This window comes from Pseudomonas sp. R38(2017) (genome assembly GCF_002112395.1).
GTDB lineage: Bacteria > Pseudomonadota > Gammaproteobacteria > Pseudomonadales > Pseudomonadaceae > Aquipseudomonas.
The window spans coordinates 457,165-478,989 of the sequence record NZ_NEHN01000005.1 but is presented as its reverse complement, the minus strand read 5'-3'; the positions used below and the strand labels follow the sequence as shown (position 1 = coordinate 478,989).

The 21,825-nt window shown below is 59.9% G+C and carries 24 protein-coding genes and 1 pseudogene; 12 read left to right on the top strand and 13 right to left on the bottom strand.

The annotated features are described in order from the left end of the window. Positions 1–5: 5 nt before the first annotated feature. A complete protein-coding gene (clpA, locus tag CAF87_RS15335) occupies positions 6–2,276 on the top strand; it encodes an ATP-dependent Clp protease ATP-binding subunit ClpA (RefSeq protein ID WP_085732141.1) in 2,271 nt (756 codons plus the stop codon). Between the two features lie 317 nt (positions 2,277–2,593). Here the strand turns inward: clpA and infA are convergent, their stop codons facing one another. The 3 genes from infA to aat all read right to left on the bottom strand — a co-directional run bounded on the left by infA (position 2,594) and on the right by aat (position 4,371). Continuing rightward, positions 2,594–2,812, bottom strand: coding sequence for a translation initiation factor IF-1 (gene infA, locus CAF87_RS15330; protein WP_002553999.1), 219 nt, complete (start codon positions 2,810–2,812; stop codon positions 2,594–2,596). A 112-nt stretch (positions 2,813–2,924) separates the two neighbouring features. After that, positions 2,925–3,632 carry an arginyltransferase gene (locus tag CAF87_RS15325; protein WP_085732140.1) on the bottom strand — a complete coding sequence of 236 codons (708 nt, stop codon included), beginning with the start codon at positions 3,630–3,632 and terminating at the stop codon, positions 2,925–2,927. Positions 3,633–3,690: 58 nt separating this feature from the next. Continuing rightward, positions 3,691–4,371 (bottom strand): leucyl/phenylalanyl-tRNA--protein transferase, encoded by a 681-nt coding sequence (gene aat, locus CAF87_RS15320; protein WP_085732139.1) that lies wholly within the window; start codon positions 4,369–4,371, stop codon positions 3,691–3,693. A 474-nt stretch (positions 4,372–4,845) separates the two neighbouring features. Here aat and CAF87_RS15315 point away from each other — a divergent pair, with 474 nt between their 5' ends. The 6 genes from CAF87_RS15315 (at position 4,846) to cysG (ending at position 12,352) form a co-directional block, all read left to right on the top strand. After that, positions 4,846–7,254, top strand: a complete 2,409-nt coding sequence (locus CAF87_RS15315) for a DNA translocase FtsK (RefSeq protein ID WP_085712378.1) — start codon at positions 4,846–4,848, stop codon at positions 7,252–7,254. A 65-nt stretch (positions 7,255–7,319) separates the two neighbouring features. Further along, entirely contained in the window at positions 7,320–7,940 is a 621-nt protein-coding gene (lolA, locus tag CAF87_RS15310; protein WP_007958184.1) for an outer membrane lipoprotein chaperone LolA, read from the top strand. A 24-nt stretch (positions 7,941–7,964) separates the two neighbouring features. Next, positions 7,965–9,287 (top strand): replication-associated recombination protein A, encoded by a 1,323-nt coding sequence (locus CAF87_RS15305; RefSeq protein WP_085732138.1) that lies wholly within the window; start codon positions 7,965–7,967, stop codon positions 9,285–9,287. Next, a complete protein-coding gene (gene crcB, locus CAF87_RS15300; RefSeq protein ID WP_007958188.1) occupies positions 9,287–9,661 on the top strand; it encodes a fluoride efflux transporter CrcB in 375 nt (124 codons plus the stop codon). Before CAF87_RS15305 ends, crcB begins: the two co-directional genes overlap by 1 nt. A 15-nt stretch (positions 9,662–9,676) precedes the next feature. Further along, positions 9,677–10,957, top strand: coding sequence for a serine--tRNA ligase (gene serS / locus CAF87_RS15295; protein ID WP_085732137.1), 1,281 nt, complete (start codon positions 9,677–9,679; stop codon positions 10,955–10,957). Beyond that, positions 10,958–12,352, top strand: a complete 1,395-nt coding sequence (gene cysG, locus CAF87_RS15290; RefSeq protein WP_085732136.1) for a siroheme synthase CysG — start codon at positions 10,958–10,960, stop codon at positions 12,350–12,352. Between the two features lie 45 nt (positions 12,353–12,397). On the opposite strand, the gene CAF87_RS15285 is transcribed toward cysG, so the two are convergent. The 8 genes from CAF87_RS15285 to CAF87_RS15250 form a co-directional block, all read right to left on the bottom strand. Then, positions 12,398–13,399, bottom strand: a complete 1,002-nt coding sequence (locus CAF87_RS15285; RefSeq protein ID WP_085732135.1) for a glutathione S-transferase family protein — start codon at positions 13,397–13,399, stop codon at positions 12,398–12,400. Positions 13,400–13,490: 91 nt separating this feature from the next. Beyond that, the gene (locus tag CAF87_RS15280) at positions 13,491–14,492 is read right to left on the bottom strand and encodes a glycosyl transferase family protein (protein ID WP_085732134.1); all 1,002 of its coding nucleotides are present in this window, start codon (positions 14,490–14,492) and stop codon (positions 13,491–13,493) included. Beyond that, the gene (locus CAF87_RS15275) at positions 14,489–14,824 is read right to left on the bottom strand and encodes a TusE/DsrC/DsvC family sulfur relay protein (protein ID WP_085732133.1); all 336 of its coding nucleotides are present in this window, start codon (positions 14,822–14,824) and stop codon (positions 14,489–14,491) included. The genes CAF87_RS15280 and CAF87_RS15275 overlap by 4 nt, the downstream gene beginning before the upstream one ends. Then, entirely contained in the window at positions 14,821–15,114 is a 294-nt protein-coding gene (tusB, locus tag CAF87_RS15270; protein WP_085732132.1) for a sulfurtransferase complex subunit TusB, read from the bottom strand. The genes CAF87_RS15275 and tusB overlap by 4 nt, the downstream gene beginning before the upstream one ends. Further along, positions 15,114–15,470 carry a sulfurtransferase complex subunit TusC gene (gene tusC, locus CAF87_RS15265; protein WP_085732131.1) on the bottom strand — a complete coding sequence of 119 codons (357 nt, stop codon included), beginning with the start codon at positions 15,468–15,470 and terminating at the stop codon, positions 15,114–15,116. Before tusC ends, tusB begins: the two co-directional genes overlap by 1 nt. 1 nt (position 15,471) lies before the next feature. Further along, positions 15,472–15,864, bottom strand: a complete 393-nt coding sequence (tusD, locus tag CAF87_RS15260; protein ID WP_085732267.1) for a sulfurtransferase complex subunit TusD — start codon at positions 15,862–15,864, stop codon at positions 15,472–15,474. Between the two features lie 77 nt (positions 15,865–15,941). Further along, positions 15,942–16,646, bottom strand: coding sequence for a YoaK family protein (locus tag CAF87_RS15255; RefSeq protein ID WP_085732130.1), 705 nt, complete (start codon positions 16,644–16,646; stop codon positions 15,942–15,944). A gap of 25 nt (positions 16,647–16,671) precedes the next feature. Further along, positions 16,672–17,001 (bottom strand): DUF6388 family protein, encoded by a 330-nt coding sequence (locus CAF87_RS15250; protein ID WP_085732129.1) that lies wholly within the window; start codon positions 16,999–17,001, stop codon positions 16,672–16,674. Between the two features lie 134 nt (positions 17,002–17,135). On the opposite strand from CAF87_RS15250, the gene CAF87_RS15245 reads away from it, so the two are divergent. Beyond that, positions 17,136–17,486: a hypothetical protein gene (locus CAF87_RS15245; RefSeq protein WP_085732128.1), complete on the top strand. Its 351-nt coding sequence runs from the start codon at positions 17,136–17,138 to the stop codon at positions 17,484–17,486. 66 nt (positions 17,487–17,552) lie between these two features. Here CAF87_RS15245 and CAF87_RS15240 read toward each other — a convergent pair whose 3' ends face one another. After that, positions 17,553–17,978 carry an N-acetyltransferase gene (locus CAF87_RS15240; protein ID WP_085712366.1) on the bottom strand — a complete coding sequence of 142 codons (426 nt, stop codon included), beginning with the start codon at positions 17,976–17,978 and terminating at the stop codon, positions 17,553–17,555. A 137-nt stretch (positions 17,979–18,115) separates the two neighbouring features. On the opposite strand from CAF87_RS15240, the gene CAF87_RS15235 reads away from it, so the two are divergent. From CAF87_RS15235 to CAF87_RS15220, 4 genes and pseudogenes are all read left to right on the top strand, one after another. Then, positions 18,116–18,553 carry a hemerythrin domain-containing protein gene (locus CAF87_RS15235; RefSeq protein WP_085732127.1) on the top strand — a complete coding sequence of 146 codons (438 nt, stop codon included), beginning with the start codon at positions 18,116–18,118 and terminating at the stop codon, positions 18,551–18,553. 223 nt (positions 18,554–18,776) lie between these two features. Further along, positions 18,777–19,412 (top strand): lytic polysaccharide monooxygenase auxiliary activity family 9 protein, encoded by a 636-nt coding sequence (locus CAF87_RS15230; RefSeq protein WP_085732126.1) that lies wholly within the window; start codon positions 18,777–18,779, stop codon positions 19,410–19,412. Positions 19,413–19,451: 39 nt separating this feature from the next. Then, positions 19,452–20,480, top strand: a pseudogene (locus CAF87_RS15225) (chitinase); the annotation flags it as partial. Between the two features lie 120 nt (positions 20,481–20,600). Continuing rightward, positions 20,601–21,191 carry an NUDIX domain-containing protein gene (locus CAF87_RS15220; protein WP_085732124.1) on the top strand — a complete coding sequence of 197 codons (591 nt, stop codon included), beginning with the start codon at positions 20,601–20,603 and terminating at the stop codon, positions 21,189–21,191. Here the strand turns inward: CAF87_RS15220 and CAF87_RS15215 are convergent. Next, positions 21,188–21,703 (bottom strand): methylated-DNA--[protein]-cysteine S-methyltransferase, encoded by a 516-nt coding sequence (locus CAF87_RS15215; RefSeq protein WP_085732123.1) that lies wholly within the window; start codon positions 21,701–21,703, stop codon positions 21,188–21,190. The two genes, CAF87_RS15220 and CAF87_RS15215, sit on opposite strands and share 4 nt — an antisense overlap. Positions 21,704–21,825 lie beyond the last annotated feature (122 nt).

Genomic DNA, 21,825 nt, shown 5'->3' with positions numbered 1-21,825 from the left:
AAGCTATGTTAAACCGCGAGCTCGAAGTCACCCTCAATCTTGCCTTCAAGGAGGCTCGTTCGAAGCGTCATGAGTTCATGACCGTCGAACACCTGCTGCTGGCCCTATTGGACAATGAGGCTGCCGCCACCGTATTGCGTGCCTGCGGCGCAAACCTCGACAAACTCAAGCACGACCTGCAGGAGTTCATCGACTCCACCACGCCGCTGATCCCCGTCCATGACGAAGATCGCGAAACCCAGCCAACCCTGGGCTTCCAGCGTGTGCTGCAACGTGCTGTCTTTCATGTACAGAGCTCGGGCAAGCGCGAAGTAACCGGCGCCAATGTGCTGGTTGCAATCTTCAGTGAGCAAGAGAGTCAGGCAGTGTTCCTGCTGAAACAGCAGAGCGTTGCACGCATTGATGTCGTCAACTATATCGCCCATGGCATTTCCAAGGTGCCGGGGCATGGCGATCACTCTGAAGGTGAACAAGATATGCAGGACGACGAGGGCGGTGAGTCTTCTTCTTCAGGCAATCCGCTGGATGCGTATGCCAGCAACCTCAACGAACTCGCACGCCAGGGCCGGATCGATCCGCTGGTCGGGCGTGAAACGGAAGTCGAGCGGGTCGCGCAGATTCTCGCGCGTCGTCGCAAGAACAATCCGCTGCTGGTGGGCGAGGCGGGCGTGGGTAAAACCGCGATTGCCGAAGGCCTGGCCAAGCGCATTGTCGACAACCAGGTGCCGGATCTGCTGGCCAACAGCGTTGTTTATTCCCTTGATCTGGGCGCCTTGCTCGCGGGCACCAAGTATCGCGGTGATTTTGAGAAGCGCTTCAAGGCGTTGCTCAACGAACTGAAAAAACGTCCGCAGGCGATCCTGTTTATCGACGAGATCCACACCATTATCGGTGCGGGTGCTGCGTCCGGTGGCGTCATGGATGCCTCGAACCTGCTCAAACCGCTGCTGTCGTCTGGTGACATTCGTTGCATCGGTTCGACTACGTTCCAGGAGTTCCGTGGCATCTTCGAGAAAGACCGTGCTCTGGCGCGTCGCTTCCAGAAGGTTGATGTGGTCGAGCCGTCGGTGGAAGACACCATCGGTATCCTGCGTGGCCTGAAAGGGCGTTTCGAACAGCACCACAATATCGAATACAGCGATGAGTCGCTGCGCGCCGCTGCAGAACTGGCTTCGCGCTACATCAATGACCGGCATATGCCGGACAAGGCTATCGATGTGATCGACGAGGCGGGCGCCTATCAGCGTCTGCAACCGGTCGAGAAGCGTGTGAAACGCATCGAAGTGCCGCAGGTCGAGGATATCGTGGCGAAGATCGCTCGGATTCCGCCGAAGCACGTCACCAGTTCCGACAAGGAACTGCTGCGTAACCTCGAGCGTGATCTGAAGCTGACGGTGTTTGGTCAGGACGCAGCGATCGATTCGCTGTCGACTGCGATCAAGCTGTCCCGTGCCGGTCTCAAGTCGCCGGACAAACCGGTCGGTTCGTTCCTGTTCGCCGGGCCTACCGGTGTCGGTAAAACCGAGGCTGCGCGCCAATTGGCCAAGGCTTTGGGGATCGAACTGGTTCGCTTCGACATGTCCGAGTACATGGAGCGCCATACCGTGTCGCGTCTGATCGGTGCGCCTCCGGGTTATGTCGGTTTCGACCAGGGCGGTCTATTGACCGAAGCGATCACCAAGCAACCGCATTGCGTATTGCTGCTCGATGAAATCGAGAAGGCGCATCCGGAAGTCTTCAACCTGCTGCTGCAGGTGATGGACCACGGCACGCTGACCGATAACAACGGACGCAAGGCGGATTTCCGCAATGTGATCGTGATCATGACCACCAACGCCGGTGCTGAAACGGCGGCACGCGCTTCGATCGGTTTCACCCATCAGGATCATTCGTCTGATGCGATGGAAGTGATCAAGAAGAGCTTCACGCCGGAATTCCGCAACCGTCTGGATACCATCATTCAATTTGGTCGCCTCAGTCATGAGGTCATCAAAAGCGTGGTGGACAAATTCCTCACTGAGCTTCAGGCGCAGCTGGAAGACAAGCGTGTGCTTCTGGAAGTTACCGACGCGGCGCGCAGCTGGCTGGCGGCCGGTGGCTACGATTCGGCCATGGGTGCTCGTCCGATGGCGCGTCTGATCCAGGACAAGATCAAGCGTCCGCTGGCGGAGGAGATTCTGTTTGGCGAATTGGCCGAGCATGGCGGTGTGGTGCACATCGACATCAAGGATGGTGAGCTGACGTTTGACTTCGAAACCACTGCAGAAATGGCCTGATGGCTGATAAGTGAAAAGGCGCCTTCGGGCGCCTTTTTTGTTTTGGGTGTTTCTTGGGTTTTGTGTGTATATCCGTTGCTGCGGTTATGGCTGCTTAGGGTTCCGCCCTGGAACACTGAGCCTAAGCGAAGTGCCGTACGCCGGGGCAAAAGCCTTTTGGTTCCTTTTTGGCGTTTGCCAAAAGGGACTCGCTGTAAGAGCGAAACCGCCAGTGGCACCCGAAGCAACGGATATGCGCGCAAAACTCAAACCCAAAGAACCAAATCCCAGACAAACAAAAACGCCCGGCAAATGCCGGGCGTCTTGTATTGACTTGATTAGCGAGCGCGGTAAGTAATACGCCCTTTGCTCAAGTCATAGGGCGTCAGCTCGACGCGCACTTTGTCACCGGTAAGAATACGAATGTAGTTCTTGCGCATCTTGCCGGAGATATGCGCGGTTACGACGTGCCCATTTTCCAATTCCACGCGAAACATGGTGTTTGGCAGGGTGTCGACGACAGTGCCTTCCATTTCGAAGCTGTCTTCTTTCGACATGCAGTAAAGCCCTCGGTGTCCAGTGAATGGCCCGGTGCAACTGCGCCAGGCAAAAGCGGCGTGCATTGTGCCCGAAAAATGGGGTTTACGCCAAGGGGTTTAGGGCTTGCATTCAGTTCAGGATGACCCAGCGCTGATTAATCAGCAGTTCGATCGGTCGATATTGGGTCTTGTAGTTCATCTTTTTGCAGTTTTTGATCCAGTAGCCCAGGTACACCGCTTCGAGCCCCAGTCGCCTGGCTTCGGTGATTTGCCAAAGGATGGCATAGCGCCCCAGGCTACGACGTTCTTCCTCCGGTTCGTAAAAGGTGTAGACCGCCGACAGGCCATTGGGCAGCAGGTCGGTGACGGCGACGGCCAGCAACCGTCCGTCGAGCCGGAATTCGTAGAAGCGTGAGAAGGGCAGGTCGCGAACCAGAAAAGTCGAGAATTGATCGCGGCTCGGCGGGTACATGTCGCCGTCGGCATGGCGTTGTTCGATGTAGCGCTGATAAAGATCGAAATATTCTTCGCTGAAACCAGGCTTGACCGGGCGCACCTGCAAGTCGGCATTGCGTTTGAAAATGCGTTTTTGCTGCCGATTGGGGTTGAACTGCGCCACCGGAATGCGCGCAGGCACGCAGGCATTGCAGTTCTGGCAATGCGGGCGGTACAGGTGATCGCCGCTGCGACGAAAGCCCATTTCCGACAGGTCTGCGTAGACATGCACATCCATGGGCTGGCTCGGGTCGAGAAACAGGGTCGTGGCCTGTTCCTCGGGCAGATAACTGCAAGAGTGAGGCTGAGTGGCATAAAACTTCAACCGCGCCAACTCGGTCATGATCAACCCTCGAGGGTAAGCTGGTGAATTAAGTGTAAGCCACGCGCGCAAAAGTCGCTCAGCAAACCCAGGTGGCAAGGTTGGGTTGGTCGAGGTGTCGGGCCAGGTACTCGGCAAAGGCGGGGCGGGAAATGGCCCGCGCGCCGAGGCTGTGCAAGTGATCGGTCGGCATCTGGCAGTCGATCAGCACGAAACCCGCTTCTTTCAGATGTTGCACCAGCGTCGCAAAACCATACTTGGAGGCATTGTCCGCGCGGCTGAACATCGACTCGCCGAAGAACAGTTGCCCCATCGCCAGGCCGTAAAGGCCGCCGACCAGTTCGCCCTCATCCCAGACTTCCACCGAGTGGGCAAAACCTCGTCGATGCAATTCTATGTAAGCGTCCTGCATCGCCCCTGTGATCCAGGTACCGTCGGCGTATTCCCTTGGGGCAGCGCAGGCTCGAATCACGGCGTTGAAATCCTGATCGAAGGTCACTCGATAGCGCTGTTTGCGCATCAATTTGCCGAGGCTGCGCGAGACGTGCAGTTCGTCGGGAAAAAGGACCGTGCGCGGATCCGGAGACCACCAAAGAATCGGCTGACCTTCGGAAAACCACGGAAAGCAGCCGTGGCGATAGGCCTGGATCAAGCGATCGGCGGACAGGTCGCCACCGGCCGCCAGCAATCCGTTGGGGTCGCGCATGGCCTTTTCCAGTGGCGGGAAAGTCAGTGAGTTGCGTTGTAACCAAGTCAGCATGGCGTCCAGGCTTGCAGAAGGGGAGGGCGGTGGGCGGCATGGCCCGTTGCAAAGTGTGCCGTTAAATGTCGCGAATGTCCTCCCGAACCTGCGCAAAGTCGACGCTGCTGCAACTTGCCTTCCGGGATGCGGTCGTAGACGGGCGACGAGCTTGAGGGTGCATGCTTCGCCACGTTCATCAAATACACCTCATAAGCCTTTGTCACAAAAGACAATGCATGCTCAAATTGCGTCGCAGGTTTTGTCTGCTTGGCTATGCTTGAACATGGGGTTCGAAGCATGGCATCGAACGCGCAAACCCGTACAATGCCGGGCTGTTACAGAATATTCGCAGTGTGCCGTGTTTATAAAAGAGCGGGCGCAGTGTTAAAAGTAGTCTCAGTTGCGCCCGTCAATTTTTTACCTGCCTGGACTGGGCAGTTTTTATCGTCATTCAATAGATGGACGCGCCGCTGGCGCAGGAAAAGAAGCGTTTTGAAGAAATCCACGGAAGCACCAAAAACAGTCGTTCCGCTTTGGCGCCAGCAATTGCACTACCGGCTCAAGGAAGGTGCATTGATCGCCATCGGCGCTCTGTGCCTGTTCCTCATGATGGCCTTGCTGACCTACGGCAAGGATGATCCGGGCTGGAGCCACAACAGCAAGATCGACGACGTGCAGAATTTCGGCGGCCCGGCGGGCTCCTACAGCGCCGACATCCTGTTCATGGTGCTGGGTTACTTCGCGTACATCTTCCCGTTGTTGCTGGCGATCAAGGCATATCAGATCTTCCGTCAGCGCCACGAACCATGGCAGTGGAGTGGCTGGCTGTTTTCCTGGCGCCTGATCGGCCTGGTGTTTCTGGTGCTGTCCGGCGCGGCGCTGGCACACATTCATTTCCATGCCGCCACTGCGTTACCGGCCGGTGCGGGTGGCGCGCTGGGTGAAAGCCTCGGTGACCTGGCCCGCAACGCCCTGAACATTCAGGGCAGCACATTGCTGTTCATTGCGCTGTTCCTGTTCGGCCTTACCGTGTTCACCGACCTGTCGTGGTTCAAGGTGATGGATGTCACCGGCAAAATCACCCTCGACCTGTTCGAACTGTTCCAGGGCGCGATCAATCGCTGGTGGTCGGCGCGTACCGAGCGCAAGCAACTGGTGGCGCAACTGCGTGAAGTCGATGACCGGGTGCACGACGTGGTCGCTCCGACCGTCACCGACAAACGCGAGCAGGCCAAGGTCAAGGAACGTCTGATCGAGCGCGAGCAGGCCCTGAGCAAACACATGTCCGAGCGCGAGAAGCAGGTTCCGCCGGTCATCGCCCCGGCCCCGGTCAAGGCGCCGGAGCCGAGCAAGCGCGTGCAGAAAGAGAAGCAGGTGCCGTTGTTCGTCGACAGCGCCGTGGAAGGCACCTTGCCGCCTATCTCGATTCTCGATCCTGCGGAAAAGAAACAGCTCAACTACTCGCCCGAATCCCTGGCGGCGGTTGGCCACTTGCTGGAGATCAAGCTCAAGGAGTTCGGCGTCGAAGTCACCGTGGACTCGATCCATCCGGGCCCGGTCATTACCCGTTACGAAATCCAGCCGGCTGCCGGTGTGAAGGTCAGCCGTATCGCCAACCTGGCGAAAGACCTTGCACGTTCGCTGGCCGTGACCAGCGTGCGGGTGGTGGAAGTGATTCCGGGCAAAACCACAGTCGGTATCGAAATCCCTAACGAAGACCGCCAGATCGTGCGCTTCTCCGAAGTGCTGTCGACGCCCGAGTACGACAACTTCAAATCGCCGGTCACCCTGGCCCTGGGCCACGACATCGGCGGCAAACCGGTCATCACCGACCTGGCGAAGATGCCGCACCTGCTGGTGGCCGGTACCACCGGTTCCGGTAAGTCGGTGGGTGTGAACGCGATGATCCTGTCGATCCTGTTCAAGTCCGGCCCGGACGACGCCAAGCTGATCATGATCGACCCGAAAATGTTGGAACTGTCGATCTACGAAGGCATTCCGCACCTGCTGTGCCCGGTCGTGACCGACATGAAGGATGCCGCCAACGCCCTGCGCTGGAGCGTTGCCGAGATGGAGCGTCGCTACAAGCTGATGGCGAAGATGGGCGTGCGAAACCTGTCCGGCTTCAATGCCAAGGTCAAGGAAGCCCAGGACGCCGGTGAGCCGTTGAGCGATCCGCTGTACAAGCGCGAAAGCATCCACGACGAAGCGCCGCTGTTGCAGAAGCTGCCGACCATCGTCGTGGTCGTGGACGAATTCGCCGACATGATGATGATCGTCGGCAAGAAGGTTGAAGAACTGATCGCCCGTATCGCCCAGAAGGCGCGTGCGGCCGGTATCCACCTGATCCTCGCGACCCAGCGTCCGTCGGTGGACGTGATCACCGGTCTGATCAAGGCCAACATCCCGACACGCATGGCGTTCCAGGTTTCGAGCAAGATCGACTCCCGGACCATCATCGACCAGGGCGGTGCCGAGCAACTGCTCGGCCACGGTGACATGCTCTACATGCCGCCGGGCACCAGCCTGCCGATCCGGGTTCACGGCGCCTTCGTATCCGACGATGAAGTGCATCGGGTGGTGGAAGCCTGGAAACTGCGCGGCGCGCCGGAATACAACGACGACATCCTCAACGGCGTCGAAGAGGCGGGCAGTGGTTTCGAAGGCAGCAGCGGCGGTGGTGACGGTGATGATCCGGAAGCCGACGCGCTGTACGACGAAGCCGTGCAGTTCGTGCTGGAAAGCCGTCGTGCCTCCATTTCCGCCGTACAGCGCAAGCTGAAGATCGGCTACAACCGTGCCGCGCGCATGATCGAAGCCATGGAAATGGCCGGCGTCGTGACGTCCATGAACACCAACGGTTCCCGCGAAGTCCTGGCCCCTGGCCCGGTGCGCGACTGAGTCAAATGCAATGGACGGTGCATGAGGCGCCGTCCACTTTCCCACGCGTATTCAAGAGGACTCCCATGCGTCTTATCCGCATGTTGCTGCCGGTACTGGCTCTGACCACCCTCACGGCTCACGCCGATGACAAGGATGTGGCTCGCCTGACCCAATTGCTCGAAACATCCAAGACCCTGACGGCCAATTTCTCCCAACTGACCCTCGACGGCAGCGGCACCCAGTTGCAGGAAACCACCGGCGACATGACCCTGCAGCGTCCAGGCCTGTTCTACTGGCACACCAATGCGCCGGCCGAGCAGACCATGGTCTCCGACGGCAAGAAGGTCACCCTGTGGGACCCGGACCTGGAGCAGGCCACCATCAAGAAACTGGACGAGCGTCTAACCCAGACCCCGGCTCTGTTGCTGTCCGGTGATGTGTCGAAGATCAGCCAGAGCTTCGACATCAGCGCCAAGGAAGCTGGCGGCGTGATTGACTTCACGCTGAAGCCGAAAACCAAGGACACCCTGTTCGACAGCCTGCGCCTGTCGTTCCGTAACGGTCTGGTCAATGACATGCAACTGATCGACAGTGTCGGCCAGCGCACCAACATCCTGTTCACCGGGGTGAAGGCCAACGAAGCGGTCCCGGCCTCGAAGTTCAAGTTCGACATCCCGAAGGGTGCCGATGTGATCCAGGAATAAACACAGAGGTTTCAACGGTACGTGATGGATCTGTTTCGCAGTGCACCGATTGCCCAGCCACTAGCCGCCCGTTTGCGGGCGACCAATCTGGATGAGTACGTCGGTCAGGAACACGTGCTCGCTCGCGGCAAACCACTGCGCGAAGCGCTGGAGCAGGGCGCTCTGCATTCGATGATCTTCTGGGGCCCGCCGGGCGTGGGCAAGACCACCCTGGCGCGGCTGCTGGCGGAAGTCTCGGATGCGCACTTCGAAACGGTGTCGGCCGTGTTGGCCGGCGTAAAGGAGATCCGTCAGGCGGTGGAGATCGCCAAACAGCAGGCCGGCCAGTACGGCAGGCGCACGATCCTGTTCGTCGATGAAGTGCACCGCTTCAACAAGTCCCAGCAGGATGCGTTTCTGCCGTACGTTGAAGACGGCACGCTGATTTTCATTGGCGCCACCACCGAAAACCCTTCGTTCGAATTGAACAACGCATTGCTGTCGCGGGCGCGGGTCTATGTACTCAAGAGCCTCGACGAAGCGGCGTTGCGTAAGTTGGTGCACCGTGCTCTCACCGAAGAGCGTGGTTTGGGCAAGCGTCATCTGACCCTCAGCGATGAAGGCTTCCAGATGCTGTTGTCCGCCGCCGATGGCGATGGCCGGCGCCTGCTCAACCTGCTTGAAAACGCCTCGGACCTGGCCGAAGACAACAGTGAGATGGGCACCGAGCTGCTGCAGAGCCTGCTCGGCGACACTCGCCGGCGTTTCGACAAGGGCGGCGAAGCGTTCTACGACCAGATTTCCGCGCTGCACAAATCGGTGCGTGGCTCGAATCCTGATGGCGCGCTGTACTGGTTCGCGCGGATGATCGATGGCGGCTGCGATCCGCTGTACCTGGCCCGCCGCGTGGTGCGCATGGCCAGCGAGGACATCGGCAATGCCGACCCTCGCGCCCTGAGTTTGTGCCTGGCCGCGTGGGAAGTGCAGGAGCGTCTCGGCAGCCCGGAAGGTGAGTTGGCAGTGGCTCAGGCCATTACCTATCTGGCCTGTGCGCCGAAAAGCAACGCGGTGTACATGGGCTTCAAGACCGCGCTGCGCGCCGCCGCCGAACATGGCTCCCTGGAAGTGCCGCTGCACCTGCGCAACGCGCCGACCAAACTGATGAAACAATTGGGCTACGGCGACGAATATCGTTATGCCCACGACGAACCGGACGCCTATGCGGCCGGCGAAGACTATTTCCCGGAAGAACTCGACCCGATTCCGTTCTACCAACCGGTGCCCCGTGGTCTGGAACTGAAGATCGGCGAGAAGCTCAACCACCTCGCCCAACTCGATCGTTTAAGCCCCCGGCAGCGGAGAAAATAGTGGTTCCATTGATCGTTGCAGTCTCCGTCGGCGGGATTGCCGGCACCTTGTTGCGCTTCGCCACCGGCAATTGGGTCAACGCCAATTGGCCGCGGCACTTCTATACCGCGACGCTGGCCGTTAATATCGTGGGCTGCCTGTTGATCGGCGTGTTGTACGGCCTGTTTTTGATACGCCCGGAAGTGCCCATCGAGGTGCGTGCCGGGTTGATGGTCGGCTTCCTCGGGGGGCTGACGACTTTTTCATCCTTTTCACTGGATACGGTGCGTCTGCTGGAAAGCGGGCAAGTGCCGCTGGCCCTGGGCTATGCGGCCATCAGCGTATTCGGCGGGCTGCTCGCGACGTGGGCCGGCCTGTCCCTGACCAAACTTTGATAACGAGAAACCGACATGCTCGATTCCAAACTGTTACGTAGCAACCTCCAGGACGTAGCGGACCGCCTGGCTTCCCGTGGCTTTGCCCTGGATGTCGCGCGCATCGAAGCGCTGGAAGAACAGCGCAAGACCGTCCAGACCCGCACCGAAGCACTGCAGGCTGAGCGTAACGCGCGTTCCAAATCCATCGGTCAGGCCAAGCAGCGCGGCGAAGACATCGCGCCGCTGATGGCGGACGTCGAGCGCATGGCGAGCGAACTGAGCGCCGGTAAAATCGAGCTGGACGCGATCCAGACCGAACTGGACTCGATCCTGCTGGGCATCCCGAACCTGCCGCACGAATCGGTACCGGTCGGCGAAGACGAAGACGGCAACGTCGAAGTCCGCCGTTGGGGTACTCCGACTGCTTTCGATTTCCCGGTTCAGGACCACGTGGCCCTGGGCGAGAAGTTCGGCTGGCTCGACTTCGAAACCGCCGCCAAGCTGTCCGGCGCCCGTTTCGCCCTGCTGCGCGGCCCGATTGCCCGCCTGCACCGCGCACTCGCGCAGTTCATGATCAACCTGCACGTCACCGAGCACGGCTATGAAGAGGCCTACACGCCTTATCTGGTTCAGGCTCCTGCGCTGCAAGGCACCGGTCAGTTGCCGAAGTTCGAAGAAGACCTGTTCAAGATCGCCCGTGAAGGCGAAGCCGATCTGTACTTGATCCCGACCGCCGAAGTGTCGCTGACCAACATCGTGGCCGGCGAAATCATCGATTCGAAACAGCTGCCGATCAAGTTCGTCGCCCACACCCCGTGCTTCCGCAGCGAAGCCGGCGCGTCGGGTCGTGACACCCGCGGCATGATTCGCCAGCACCAGTTCGACAAGGTCGAGATGGTGCAGATCGTCGAGCCGTCGACGTCGATGGACGCGCTGGAAAGCCTGACCGCCAACGCCGAGAAAGTCCTGCAACTGCTGGGTCTGCCTTACCGTACTCTGGCGCTGTGCACCGGCGACATGGGCTTCAGCGCGGTCAAGACTTACGACCTGGAAGTGTGGATCCCGAGCCAGGACAAGTACCGTGAAATTTCGTCGTGCTCCAACTGCGGCGATTTCCAGGCCCGCCGCATGCAGGCGCGTTTCCGCAACCCGGAAACCGGCAAGCCTGAGCTGGTGCACACCCTGAACGGTTCCGGTCTGGCGGTCGGTCGTACTTTGGTTGCGGTGTTGGAAAACTACCAGCAGGCCGACGGTTCGATCCGCGTACCGGACGTGCTGAAGCCGTACATGGGTGGCCTCGAGGTCATCGGCTAAATGAAATATCTGCCGCTGTTTCACAACCTGCGCGGCAGTCGTGTGTTGGTTGTCGGTGGGGGGGAAATTGCTTTGCGCAAATCCCGCCTGCTGGCAGATGCCGGTGCGCTGCTGCGGGTGGTCGCACCTGAAATCGAGGCGCAACTGCGCGAACTGGTTGCCACTAGCGGTGGTGAATGCCGGTTGCGTGGTTACGCCGAAGCGGATCTGGACGGTTGCGGGCTGATCATTGCCGCCACCGACGATGAAGCCTTGAACGCGCAAGTCTCCGCCGATGCCCATCGGCGTTGCGTGCCGGTCAATGTGGTCGATGCGCCAGCGCTGTGCAGCGTGATTTTCCCGGCGATCGTCGACCGTTCACCGCTGATCATTGCGGTCTCCAGCGGCGGCGATGCGCCAGTGCTGGCCCGGCTGATCCGCGCCAAGATCGAAACCTGGATTCCTTCGACCTACGGTCATCTGGCCGGTCTGGCTGCGCGGTTCCGCGATCAGGTCAAAGGTCTGTTCCCGGATGTGCAGCAACGTCGCGGTTTTTGGGAAGACGTATTCCAGGGGCCGATTGCAGATCGGCAACTGGCCGGGCAGGGCGCCGAGGCGGAGCGTCTATTGCAGGCGAAAATCGACGGCGAAGCGAGTGTTACCACTGGCGAGGTGTATCTGGTCGGCGCAGGGCCGGGCGATCCGGATCTGCTGACCTTCCGCGCCTTGCGTCTGATGCAGCAAGCCGATGTGGTGCTGTACGACCGCTTGGTGGCACCGGCGATTCTTGAGCTTTGCCGTCGTGATGCCGAGCGTGTCTACGTCGGCAAGCGTCGCGCCGATCACGCTGTGCCGCAGGATCAGATCAACCAGCAGCTGGTAGACCTGGCCAAGGCTGGCAAGCGCGTGGTGCGGTTGAAGGGCGGGGATCCGTTCATCTTCGGCCGTGGCGGCGAAGAGATCGAGGAGCTGGCGGCCCATGGCATCCCGTTCCAGGTGGTGCCGGGCATCACGGCGGCCAGCGGTTGTGCGGCGTATGCCGGGATACCGCTGACCCATCGCGATTACGCGCAGTCGGTGCGTTTCGTTACCGGGCACTTGAAGGATGGTTCCACCGATCTGCCGTGGGCCGACCTTGTCGCGCCGGCGCAAACGTTGGTGTTCTACATGGGTCTGGTGGGGTTGCCGATCATTTGCGAGCAATTGATCAAGCATGGTCGCGCAGCCGATACCCCGGCAGCGCTGATCCAGCAGGGCACTACGGTCAATCAGCGAGTCTTTACCGGCACACTGGCCGATCTGCCGCGCCTGGTGGCGGAGCATGAAGTGCATGCTCCGACGCTGGTGATCGTCGGCGAAGTGGTGCAACTGCGCGAGAAACTGGCGTGGTTCGAGGGCGCTCAGGGTCAAATCTGACGACTCTGAAGGGATCGTTCCCACGCTGTGGGAACGATCTGGTTCTCAACCTCTGCGCCAAACCCCTTTCCCGCCCAACCGGTTCCGGTCATGGGCCACATTGAAATCCTGCTTCGGCCCCTTCGGCACAATCCCGGTCGGGTTGATGGTCTTGTGGCTGCCGTAGTAGTGGTTCTTGATGTGCTGGAAATTCACGGTCTCGGCAATGCCCGGCCACTGGTACATCTCACGCAGCCAGTTCGACAGGTTCGAATAATCGCTGATCCGCCGCAGATTGCATTTGAAATGCCCGTGATACACCGCGTCGAAACGAATCAGCGTGGTGAACAACCGTACATCCGCCTCAGTCAGGTATTCCCCTGTCAGATAACGGTTGGCGCCCAGCACCTGTTCCAGGTGATCCAGTTCGGCAAACACATCATCGAACGCATCTTCATAGGCCTGCTGCGAAGTGGCAAACCCGGCGCGGTATACGCCGTTGTTCACGGCGGGATAGATTCGCTCGTTCAACGCATCAATCTCGCTGCGCAACGGCGCCGGATAGAAGTCCAGATCGTTGCCGGTCAAATCATCGAAGGCGCTGTTGAACATGCGGATGATTTCCGCCGATTCGTTGCTGACGATGCGCTTGAGTTTCTTGTCCCACAGCACCGGTACGGTGACGCGGCCGGTGTAGTCGGCGGTGTCAGCGGTGTAGCGCTGGTGCATGAAGTCAAAGTGATCGAGTTTGTCGCCGGTCGAGCCGAGGTTCTGGTCGAAGGTCCAGCCGTTTTCCAGCATCAGCCAGCTGACGACTGAAACGTCGATCAGGCTTTCCAGGCCCTTGAGCTTGCGCAGAATCAGTGTGCGATGCGCCCACGGACAGGCGAGGGAGACATAAAGGTGGTAACGCCCGGCTTCGGCGGCAAAACCGCCTTCGCCGCTCGGGCCAGGCTCGCCGTTGCGAGTGACCCAGTTACGGCGCTGCGCCTGTTCGCGCTGGAACGCGCCGTCCTTGCTGCTTTCGTACCACTTGTCCTGCCAGCGGCCGTCGACGAGTAAACCCATGATCAAGACTCCAGAAACCAATAATCGTTGGAGTGGAGTCTATTCCGATGAGTTCGAACAAAAAGCGCAAAGATCGGGCGTGAATGATCGGTTAAATCGATTTGTTCCGTGCAGCCCAGTATTGCTCGGCGATTTCGAAAGCCTGTTCACGGCTCTGGCCGAGGCCGCGCAACGCCAACGCCATGGTCGAAATCAGCGCCATTTGCGGGTAGCTGTCGACCACATCGCCGCGCCAGACAGCCTTCAAATGCTCGATATCCAGCAACGCCGGTTTGACGTGACGCTGCGCCGACAACTGCGGCCATTCCTCGTCCCAGCTCTCGCCGCCGGTGGTGCCGTACAAGTGGCTGTCGGCATCCGGGTTGATCTCGATTTCGCCGCCGTCGCCCTTGATCACGATCGCCGTATCGCCGAGCAGACCGCTGGCATCGCGGTGCACCGCTTGGTAGCCGGGGTGGAAAATGCTCTGCAAACCGCAACGCGCGCCCAACGGATTGAGAATCCGTGCCAGCGAGTGGATCGGCGAGCGCAAACCGAGGGTGTTGCGCAGGTCGATCATCCGTTGCAACTGCGGTGCCCAGTCGACCAGCGGCATGAAGGCCAGGCCACCGTTATCCAGCGCCGCGCCGACTTGTTGCCAGTTGCGGCACAGCGGGATGTTCAGCTCGCCGAGCAACTGTTCGGAATACAAACGCCCGGCAGTGTGTGCGCCGCCGCCGTGCATGAAGATGCGCACGCCGTTCTGCGCCAGGCACTTGGCCGCCAGCAGATACCACGGCAGGTGACGCTTCTTGCCAGCGTAGGTCGGCCAGTCCAGATCCACGTTCAGCGCCGGCGCCTGCAGACGTTCGCGCAGGGCCTCGGTGAAACCGGCCATTTCCTCGGCGCTTTCTTCCTTGTGCCGCAGCAACATCAGGAAGGCGCCGAGTTGGGTTTCTTCGACGGCTTCGTCGAGCACCATGCCCATGGCTTCCCTTGCTTCCTCGCGGGTCAGGTCACGGGCGCCGCGCTTGCCCTTACCGAGGATGCGCACGAATTGGGCGAACGGATGCTCGGCGGGCGTTTCGAGGGTCAGCGCTGGATAGTCGGTCATAGGCAATTCGTCGGTTTGGGCAGGCCCGCCAGTTTCGCGGCGAGTTTGGCAGGGGTGCCTTTGAACAGTCGGTTCAGGTGCAGGCTGTTGCCTTTCTCTGCGCCGAGCTTGAGCGCGGTGTACTTGATCAGCGGCCGGGTGGCCGGTGACAACTGGAATTCGGCGTAGAAGCTGCGCAGCAGTTCGAGGACTTCCCAGTGTTCGGCGCTCAGTTCGATGTCTTCGGCAGCAGCGAGGGCGCTGGCGACTTCGGCCGACCAGTCGTTCAGGTCGACCAAGAAGCCGTCCTTGTCCAGTTCGATGGCGCGGGCGCCGACAGTCAGCGCATTCATAGCCAGCTGTTGACCTTGTCGTGGAGGATCGACAGTTCGACGAAGGCCGGGTAATCGATGGCTTCGGCCCATTCCGGAACCTGCACGGCACGGGCTTGCGCGTCTTCGGCCAGCACGAACAGTTTCACCCGACGGGTTTCCAATGAACTGAACGGTGCGGTGCCGGGTTGTAGCGCATAAACGGCATCGCCAGACAGCAACAGTGCATCGGCAGAACCGAGCAGACGCAGGCAACTGGTCAGGCGTTCGTCACCGAACGGGGAATGAGACAACACATGCAAAGTCGACATCAGAGGGTGATCACCTGGTCGTAACGGTCAATAAGGGCGGTGATTTGCTCGGCGGCCAAAGGCTGCGCTTCATCCAGCGAACGATCGCCGAGGCCGCGGGCATTGGCGCTGTCGGCGCAGTAGAACAGCTCTTCGACGCCGAACATCGGCAACGCTTGCAGATTGGCGCTCAGGTCTTTCTGTTGCAGGGCCTTGGCGTTCTGCCCGGCAGCCAGTTGCAACACACCGTCGTCGAGAAACAGCAAACCGATCGGCAGATCGAAGGCACCGCCGGCCAACACGATGTCCAGCGCTTCGCGGGCGCCGGGGCCGGACCATGGCGATTGACGGCTGATGATGAGGAGGGATTTGGCCATGTCATGCGCCTCCGAAGCAGATCAGACGGTCGGCGTCTTGCACCGCATCATGCAACTGGCCGAGGCCGGACAATTCCCACGGCGCGCTGACGGCCACGGCATCACGCTGATAACGCCCGGCTTCCTCGGCATTCAACACGCCACGACGCAGAGCTGCGGCGATGCACACCACACCGTCGAGGTTTTGTTCGGCGATGAAGTTGCGCCACTGCTTGGGCAGGTCCAGTTCGTCCTGCGGCGTGACCACGGCGTCGGACGCGTTGTAGACGCCATCCTGATAGAAAAACAGCCGAACAATTTCATGCCCACCGGCCAGCGCAGCTTGCGCGAACAGCAGGGCGCGGCGCGAGGAGGGGGCATGGGCGGCGGAAAACAACGCAATGGCGAACTTCATGACGGACTCGATCAGCAAAACTGCGGCCATGATAAAGCTTTCTCGACGGGGCGGCGAAGCGGATGTTGCCGCAGACTTCAGCGCGGCATGTAACCCAACTGCCAGCGCCGGGGGATTTTCAACGAGACCAGGCCGATCAGCGCAGCCAGCAAGCCGCTGGCGTACAGCGCTTTGAGCCCCAGATGATGCTCCAGCACGGCACCGAGGATGGCGCCGATGAACATGCCGCTCCACGGCACCAGCTGCACGCGCCAGCCATTGCGTCGCTCGCCCATTATCCAGCGACCCAGACCGCGACCGAACCGTGAAAGTGCACCGGTGACATAGGTCAGCCCGACCGCAAGACCGTTCACTTCCTCCACCGCCGCATTGAGCATGCCCATGGCGATGATCGCCGCCAGCAGTGCCGGCAGTTGTACCTCGGACGGCCAGGCGGCGGCCCCGCAGAGCAGCGTCGCGATGCACAGCAGCAAGGGCAGTGCGCGGCGCCCGCCCAAGCGACCGATCACCACGCCGAGGGCGTTGCCCAGGATGAACGTGGCGACCAGGATCACCAGCCGCAGCGTCAGGCTCACATCGCCATCACTGATCGCCACCGCCAGCCGTGTGGTATTTCCGCTCATGAATGAAACGAAGTCGCCACTGGCCATGAAGCCGATGGCATCGGTCATCCCCGCCAGCACCGAAAGCGCGGCGACCATTGCCAGCCCTATGCGACCGCGCCATTTCTGTGTATGCAAGTGGCCGGGGCTGGCGCGGTGAGTCGAGGCAGTTGGCAGCATTGGCGCGGATGTCCTTGCGTAGAGGTCAGGGTTCTATGCCATAAAGGTCGCAATATTCCAACCATTCCATCCCGGCCATCTCCGCCACCTCGCGGTGCACTTCCAGGCGTTGCGCCTGATACTCCTCGGGTGTGGCTGCAGTCAGTTGCAGCGTCAGTTCCCAGGCGAACAAACCCTGGCTTTCGGCCTCGGCTTCAAAGGCCTCGTGCAGACGCTCCTCGCGGTACTGCGCCGGAGTTTCGCCTTTGGCCTGGGCCAGTAACGGATTGAGATGGTCGAGGGTTTCTCGTAGCTCGGGGCGTGCGTCGAGAAACAGTTTGAGGGCATGTTCATGTCGCTGGTCGGTAGGCGCCATGGGGCTTCCTTGTAGGGCTGATGACCTTAATGTGCCGCAGCTGTCGGCGGGTGTCGCGCGCTAAATGCAGTAAAGCAGAACGATTTTGCGCGTTGCGGTGATACAGTCCGCTTTTTTCCGAATGAGCGAATGCAATGCGAATGCTGATGGTGGCACTGGCGGCAACCCTGCTGGCCGGTTGCGCGGGTTCGGTGATGGAAGACGCCCGCACGCAAACCCCTTACAAAGTCCTGAACTCGGACAAACCCGAGAAAGTTGTGGCCCAGTGTGTGCAATTCGCCTGGCAGGACGAAGCGGTGTTCGGCGTGGATGCGGCGGCCTATCTGCAACCGGGCAAGAAGGGCGGCTCGACGGTTTATACCCGTTCGGCGGAGTCGTTCGTCGACTTGACCACTGAGGCGTCGGGCACGGTGCTGAACTATTACGCGCAGAAGGACGACTTTGTCGCCAAGCGCCGGTTGGCGGCGTTGGCGACCTGTCTGTAACGAGCGGTTGAATGCGCTGAAATGTCTGCGACCCTCGCCAGTTTGCTGGCGAGGGGGACGCTGAACTCAATCAATCAAGCGTTTCTGGAAAAAGTGCCGCTTGTGCCCCAGCGGATAATCTTTGATCTCGCCACACTCGACATAGCCAAGCTTCTTGTAGAATCCGGGCGCCTGAAACTCAAAGGTGTCGAGCCAGATTCCCACGCAGTCTTTTTCTCGCGCAAATTCCTCGACCATCTGCATCAGTTTCGAGCCGATACCCTGGCCCCGGCCTTCTTCCGGCACGGCCAGCAACTCGATGAACAGCCACCGATAGAATGTGTGCCCATAAAGGCCACCGAGGATTGCGTCGTTATCGTCGCGCACCAGCAGCGCGACCGGCTCGTACAGCGAAGGCCCTGCCTTGGCGATGTTATAGGCTCGCAGGGGCGCGAGGATGGCTGCGCGCTGTTCTTCGGTGGGGTCCTGTGACAGCTCGATCCGCAACGTCATGTTGTCTTCCTTGTAGTGATGAACCCGCAGCCTATCGTGCGGCAGTCGATTGAGGCAATCGCCCGGAACCGTTGCTCCCGCGCCGGGGTCTAGCCCTTGAAGGCGTTCATTCCGAATGCGTTTGCCTGGGAGAGTCCATGAACATTTTCGAAGCCCTTCGCGAGAGCCACGATCGTCAACGCGGCTACGCCAGGACCCTGATCAAGACCAGCGGCGACACCCCGGAGCGCGTCGAAGCCTACAAGCAACTGAAGGCCGAGCTGCAAGCCCACGAGACAGCCGAAGAGCGCCACTTCTACATCCCGTTGATGGAGTTCGACAACGGCGTCGACCTCAGCCGCCACGCCATCGCCGAACACCATGAAATGGACGAAATGATGGAGGAGCTCGACGAGACCGAAATGTCCAGCCCGGCCTGGCTGGCCACAGCGAAAAAGCTCTCGGACAAGGTCCATCACCACTTGAAGGAAGAGGAGCAGAAGTTCTTTCAGATGGCCGGCAAGTTGCTCGACGATAAGCAGAAAGAACAGCTTGCCGGGCAGTATGAAAAGGAATTCAAGGCGCAGCTTCCCTGAGTGCTTGAATGCAGGTTTTTGTAATGACGCCGTGTAGGCTTTTTGCCATGTGTTGGGTGAGCGTCGTCGCAATGCACTGTATTTATATCCAGTATTTTCGGAGTTTTACGGGTTTCACCACGACAGGCTGCGACAAAACCGCCGATGGACAAAAAATCCCCCTCCGTTAGCTTGAAGGCCTCTCCCCGGAAAGGAGAGTTCTTAAATCAACGGAGTGAAAAACATGAACCAACCACACGCTCAAACCCAAGTGCGACACGGTCGCGTCATTTCCCCTGCAAGCCGCGGTGCGGTGGCCATCGAGCAAGGATTGCTCGGCGGCTGGCAGGTCAACGAGATGGAAGGCGGCAAGAACTTCCCGGCACTGGTGGCCGGCCCGTTCCCGGCGCCTTTCGAGTCGGACAACCCGAGTGTCGTGCCTCCGGCCGATGGTCACATTCTCAGCGGCGGCAAGGACGACGCCCGTGACTGTGTGAACTTCACCGACGAGGAAATGAGCAAGAAGCTTGGTCGCCCGTTCACCTGGCCGCTGCTCAACGTCACCCCTGGCCAGACCCTTGAGGTCAAATGGGAATACACCGCGCCGCACACCACTCGCGGTTACCGCTGGCTGATCACCAAGGATGGCTGGGACCCGAAACAACGCATCACCCGCGCGCAACTGGAAGCAAAACCGTTCGCCGAGGACTTCTATCCGCAAGTGCCGTACTACAGTCATTCGGCGGAGCTGAAGGCCAAGGTCAATCACGCGGTGAAACTTCCGGCCAACAAGCAGGGGCATCACGTTGTTGTCCTGATGTGGATCGTCGCCAACACCGGCAACGCCTTCTATCAGGCCTTCGATGTGGACTTCAAATAAGTCCGTAACACCCATCTACACGTTCTGAAGGATTAGAACATGTCAAATATCGACTTCACCCTATTGCAAAACCAGGCGAGCGACGCGGCTTCGCTGATGCCGAGTATCGCCGGCAAGAAGATCCTCATGGGCTTCTGGCACAACTGGCCGGCCGGCCCGAGCGATGGCTATCAGCGCGGTCAGTTCGCCAATATAGCCCTGGAAAACGTGCCCAAGGACTACAACGTGGTCGCGGTGGCGTTCATGAAGGGCAGCGGGATTCCGACTTTCAAGCCCTATAACGTCTCCGATGCCGAGTTCCGCCGTCAGGTTGGCGTACTCAACAGTCAGGGCCGGGCAGTACTGATTTCCCTCGGCGGCGCCGATGCGCACATCGAGTTGCGTGCCGGGCAGGAGCAGCCGTTGGCCAACGAAATCATCCGTCTGGTGGAAACCTACGGCTTCGACGGGCTGGACATCGATCTTGAACAGAGCGCGATTGATTTCGCTGCCAACAAGACCGTGCTGCCGGCCGCCCTGAAACTGGTCAAGGATCACTACGCAGGCCAGGGCAAGCATTTCATCATCAGCATGGCGCCGGAGTTTCCATACCTGACCACCTCCGGCAAATACGTCGGTTACCTGCAGGCACTGGAAGGCTACTACGACTTCATCGCGCCGCAGTTCTACAACCAGGGCGGTGACGGTGTTTGGGTGCCGGAGGCCAACAATGGCAACGGAGCCTGGATCGCGCAAAACAACGATGCGATGAAAGAGGACTTCCTCTACTACCTGACCGAAAGTCTGGTGACCGGCACGCGCGGGTTCACGAAGATCCCTGCGGACAAGTTTGTCATCGGCCTGCCTGCCAACGTTGACGCTGCCGCCACCGGTTATGTGATCGACAAGAATGCGGTCGGCAACGCGATGAAACGCCTGGCGGTCAAAGGGCACCCGATCAAGGGCCTGATGACCTGGTCGGTGAACTGGGACAACGGCACCAGCAAGGATCGTGTGCCGTACAACTGGGAGTTCAGCCGGCGTTATGGACCGCTGATCAACGGCGTGGCGGCAGCCACGCAGGTGCCAGATGTCGCAATGGCCGACATGGCCCGTCAGCGGTAATCGAATGAAAAAGCCCGGTAGCGCTGCCGGGCTTTTTTTCGCCTAACATGGGGCTTTTCCGGTCAAGACAAAGGATGAAGCGTCATGCCCAACACCGCCGAGCGGATCAACATCGTCGACACTCAGGTGTTGTCCCACGACTGGTATCTGCTGAAGAAAATCACCTTCGACTACCTGCGCAACAACGGTGAATGGCAACGTCAGACCCGCGAAGTCTACGACCGCGGCAATGGTGCGGCGATTCTGTTGTTCAATCGCGAAAAACGCACGGTGGTGCTGACTCGCCAGTTCCGCCTGCCGGTGTTCGTCAACGGCCATGACGGTCTGCTGATCGAAGTGGCTGCCGGACTGCTGGAAGGCGCGGCACCGGAGCAGCGCATCCGTGACGAAGCCGAGGAAGAAACCGGTTATCGCGTGCACGATGTGAAGAAAGTCTTCGAGGCGTACATGAGTCCGGGCTCGGTGACCGAGAAGCTGCACTTCTTCGTTGCCGAATACGACGCGGCGTCAAAGGTCAGCGACGGTGGTGGCCTGGAGGAGGAAACCGAGGAACTGGAGGTTCTGGATTGGCGCTTCGACGACGCACTGGCAGCGTTTCATCGTGGCGAGATCTGCGATGCCAAGACCATCATGCTGTTGCAGTACGCGGCGATGAATAACTTTTTCGACGCTTAAAACAGCTCGCCGGTTTTGCCGATGTCTGACCACTGGCCACCTTCCAGTGTCAGCAAGCGCTCCTTGGCTTCAAGACCTCCGGCAAACCCGGTCAGCTTTCCCGAAGCCCCAATCACCCGGTGACAGGGTGCGATGATAGAAATCGGGTTTCTGCCGTTCGCCGCGCCGACGGCACGTACCGCGCTGGGATGGCCGATCTGTTCGGCAATCTGGCTGTAGGTGCGGGTCTCGCCGAACGGAATGGTGAGTAATGCGGCCCAGACCTTTTTCTGGAACTCGGTGCCGGCAAAGTCCAGCTCCAGATCGAACGCGTTTCGCGTTCCGGCAAAATATTCTTCCAGCTGTCGCGCGGTTTTCATCAACACCGGGTTGTCCGGTGCTTCGGTCATCGGCCCGAGGCGCACCCGGTCCGGTTTGTCGTTTTCCCAGAGGATGGCGGCCAGTCGTGAACCGTTCGCGACCAGCTTCAACTCGCCGACGGGCGAGGGCAGGGTGATGAACGTGTAGGCCATGGGGAAAACTCCGGGTCGGGTCGGCAACGGCGCCCAGCATACTGCCGGATCGGGGAGGCGCAAACCGCAATCACGACCATACTGGCTGTTGCTCTTGAAGCGCTTTCCTACCTTATAAAAAG

Coding starts and splice junctions, on each gene's coding strand:
- clpA (WP_085732141.1), top strand. CDS start 6: ATGTTAAACCGCGAGCTCGAAGTCACCCTCAATCTTGCCTTCAAGGAG.
- infA (WP_002553999.1), bottom strand. CDS start 2,812: ATGTCGAAAGAAGACAGCTTCGAAATGGAAGGCACTGTCGTCGACACC.
- CAF87_RS15325 (WP_085732140.1), bottom strand. CDS start 3,632: ATGACCGAGTTGGCGCGGTTGAAGTTTTATGCCACTCAGCCTCACTCT.
- aat (WP_085732139.1), bottom strand. CDS start 4,371: ATGCTGACTTGGTTACAACGCAACTCACTGACTTTCCCGCCACTGGAA.
- lolA (WP_007958184.1), top strand. CDS start 7,320: ATGCGTCTTATCCGCATGTTGCTGCCGGTACTGGCTCTGACCACCCTC.
- CAF87_RS15305 (WP_085732138.1), top strand. CDS start 7,965: ATGGATCTGTTTCGCAGTGCACCGATTGCCCAGCCACTAGCCGCCCGT.
- serS (WP_085732137.1), top strand. CDS start 9,677: ATGCTCGATTCCAAACTGTTACGTAGCAACCTCCAGGACGTAGCGGAC.
- cysG (WP_085732136.1), top strand. CDS start 10,958: ATGAAATATCTGCCGCTGTTTCACAACCTGCGCGGCAGTCGTGTGTTG.
- CAF87_RS15285 (WP_085732135.1), bottom strand. CDS start 13,399: ATGGGTTTACTCGTCGACGGCCGCTGGCAGGACAAGTGGTACGAAAGC.
- CAF87_RS15280 (WP_085732134.1), bottom strand. CDS start 14,492: ATGACCGACTATCCAGCGCTGACCCTCGAAACGCCCGCCGAGCATCCG.
- CAF87_RS15275 (WP_085732133.1), bottom strand. CDS start 14,824: ATGAATGCGCTGACTGTCGGCGCCCGCGCCATCGAACTGGACAAGGAC.
- tusB (WP_085732132.1), bottom strand. CDS start 15,114: ATGTCGACTTTGCATGTGTTGTCTCATTCCCCGTTCGGTGACGAACGC.
- tusC (WP_085732131.1), bottom strand. CDS start 15,470: ATGGCCAAATCCCTCCTCATCATCAGCCGTCAATCGCCATGGTCCGGC.
- tusD (WP_085732267.1), bottom strand. CDS start 15,864: ATGAAGTTCGCCATTGCGTTGTTTTCCGCCGCCCATGCCCCCTCCTCG.
- CAF87_RS15255 (WP_085732130.1), bottom strand. CDS start 16,646: ATGCTGCCAACTGCCTCGACTCACCGCGCCAGCCCCGGCCACTTGCAT.
- CAF87_RS15250 (WP_085732129.1), bottom strand. CDS start 17,001: ATGGCGCCTACCGACCAGCGACATGAACATGCCCTCAAACTGTTTCTC.
- CAF87_RS15245 (WP_085732128.1), top strand. CDS start 17,136: ATGCGAATGCTGATGGTGGCACTGGCGGCAACCCTGCTGGCCGGTTGC.
- CAF87_RS15240 (WP_085712366.1), bottom strand. CDS start 17,978: ATGACGTTGCGGATCGAGCTGTCACAGGACCCCACCGAAGAACAGCGC.
- CAF87_RS15235 (WP_085732127.1), top strand. CDS start 18,116: ATGAACATTTTCGAAGCCCTTCGCGAGAGCCACGATCGTCAACGCGGC.
- CAF87_RS15230 (WP_085732126.1), top strand. CDS start 18,777: ATGAACCAACCACACGCTCAAACCCAAGTGCGACACGGTCGCGTCATT.
- CAF87_RS15220 (WP_085732124.1), top strand. CDS start 20,601: ATGCCCAACACCGCCGAGCGGATCAACATCGTCGACACTCAGGTGTTG.
- CAF87_RS15215 (WP_085732123.1), bottom strand. CDS start 21,703: ATGGCCTACACGTTCATCACCCTGCCCTCGCCCGTCGGCGAGTTGAAG.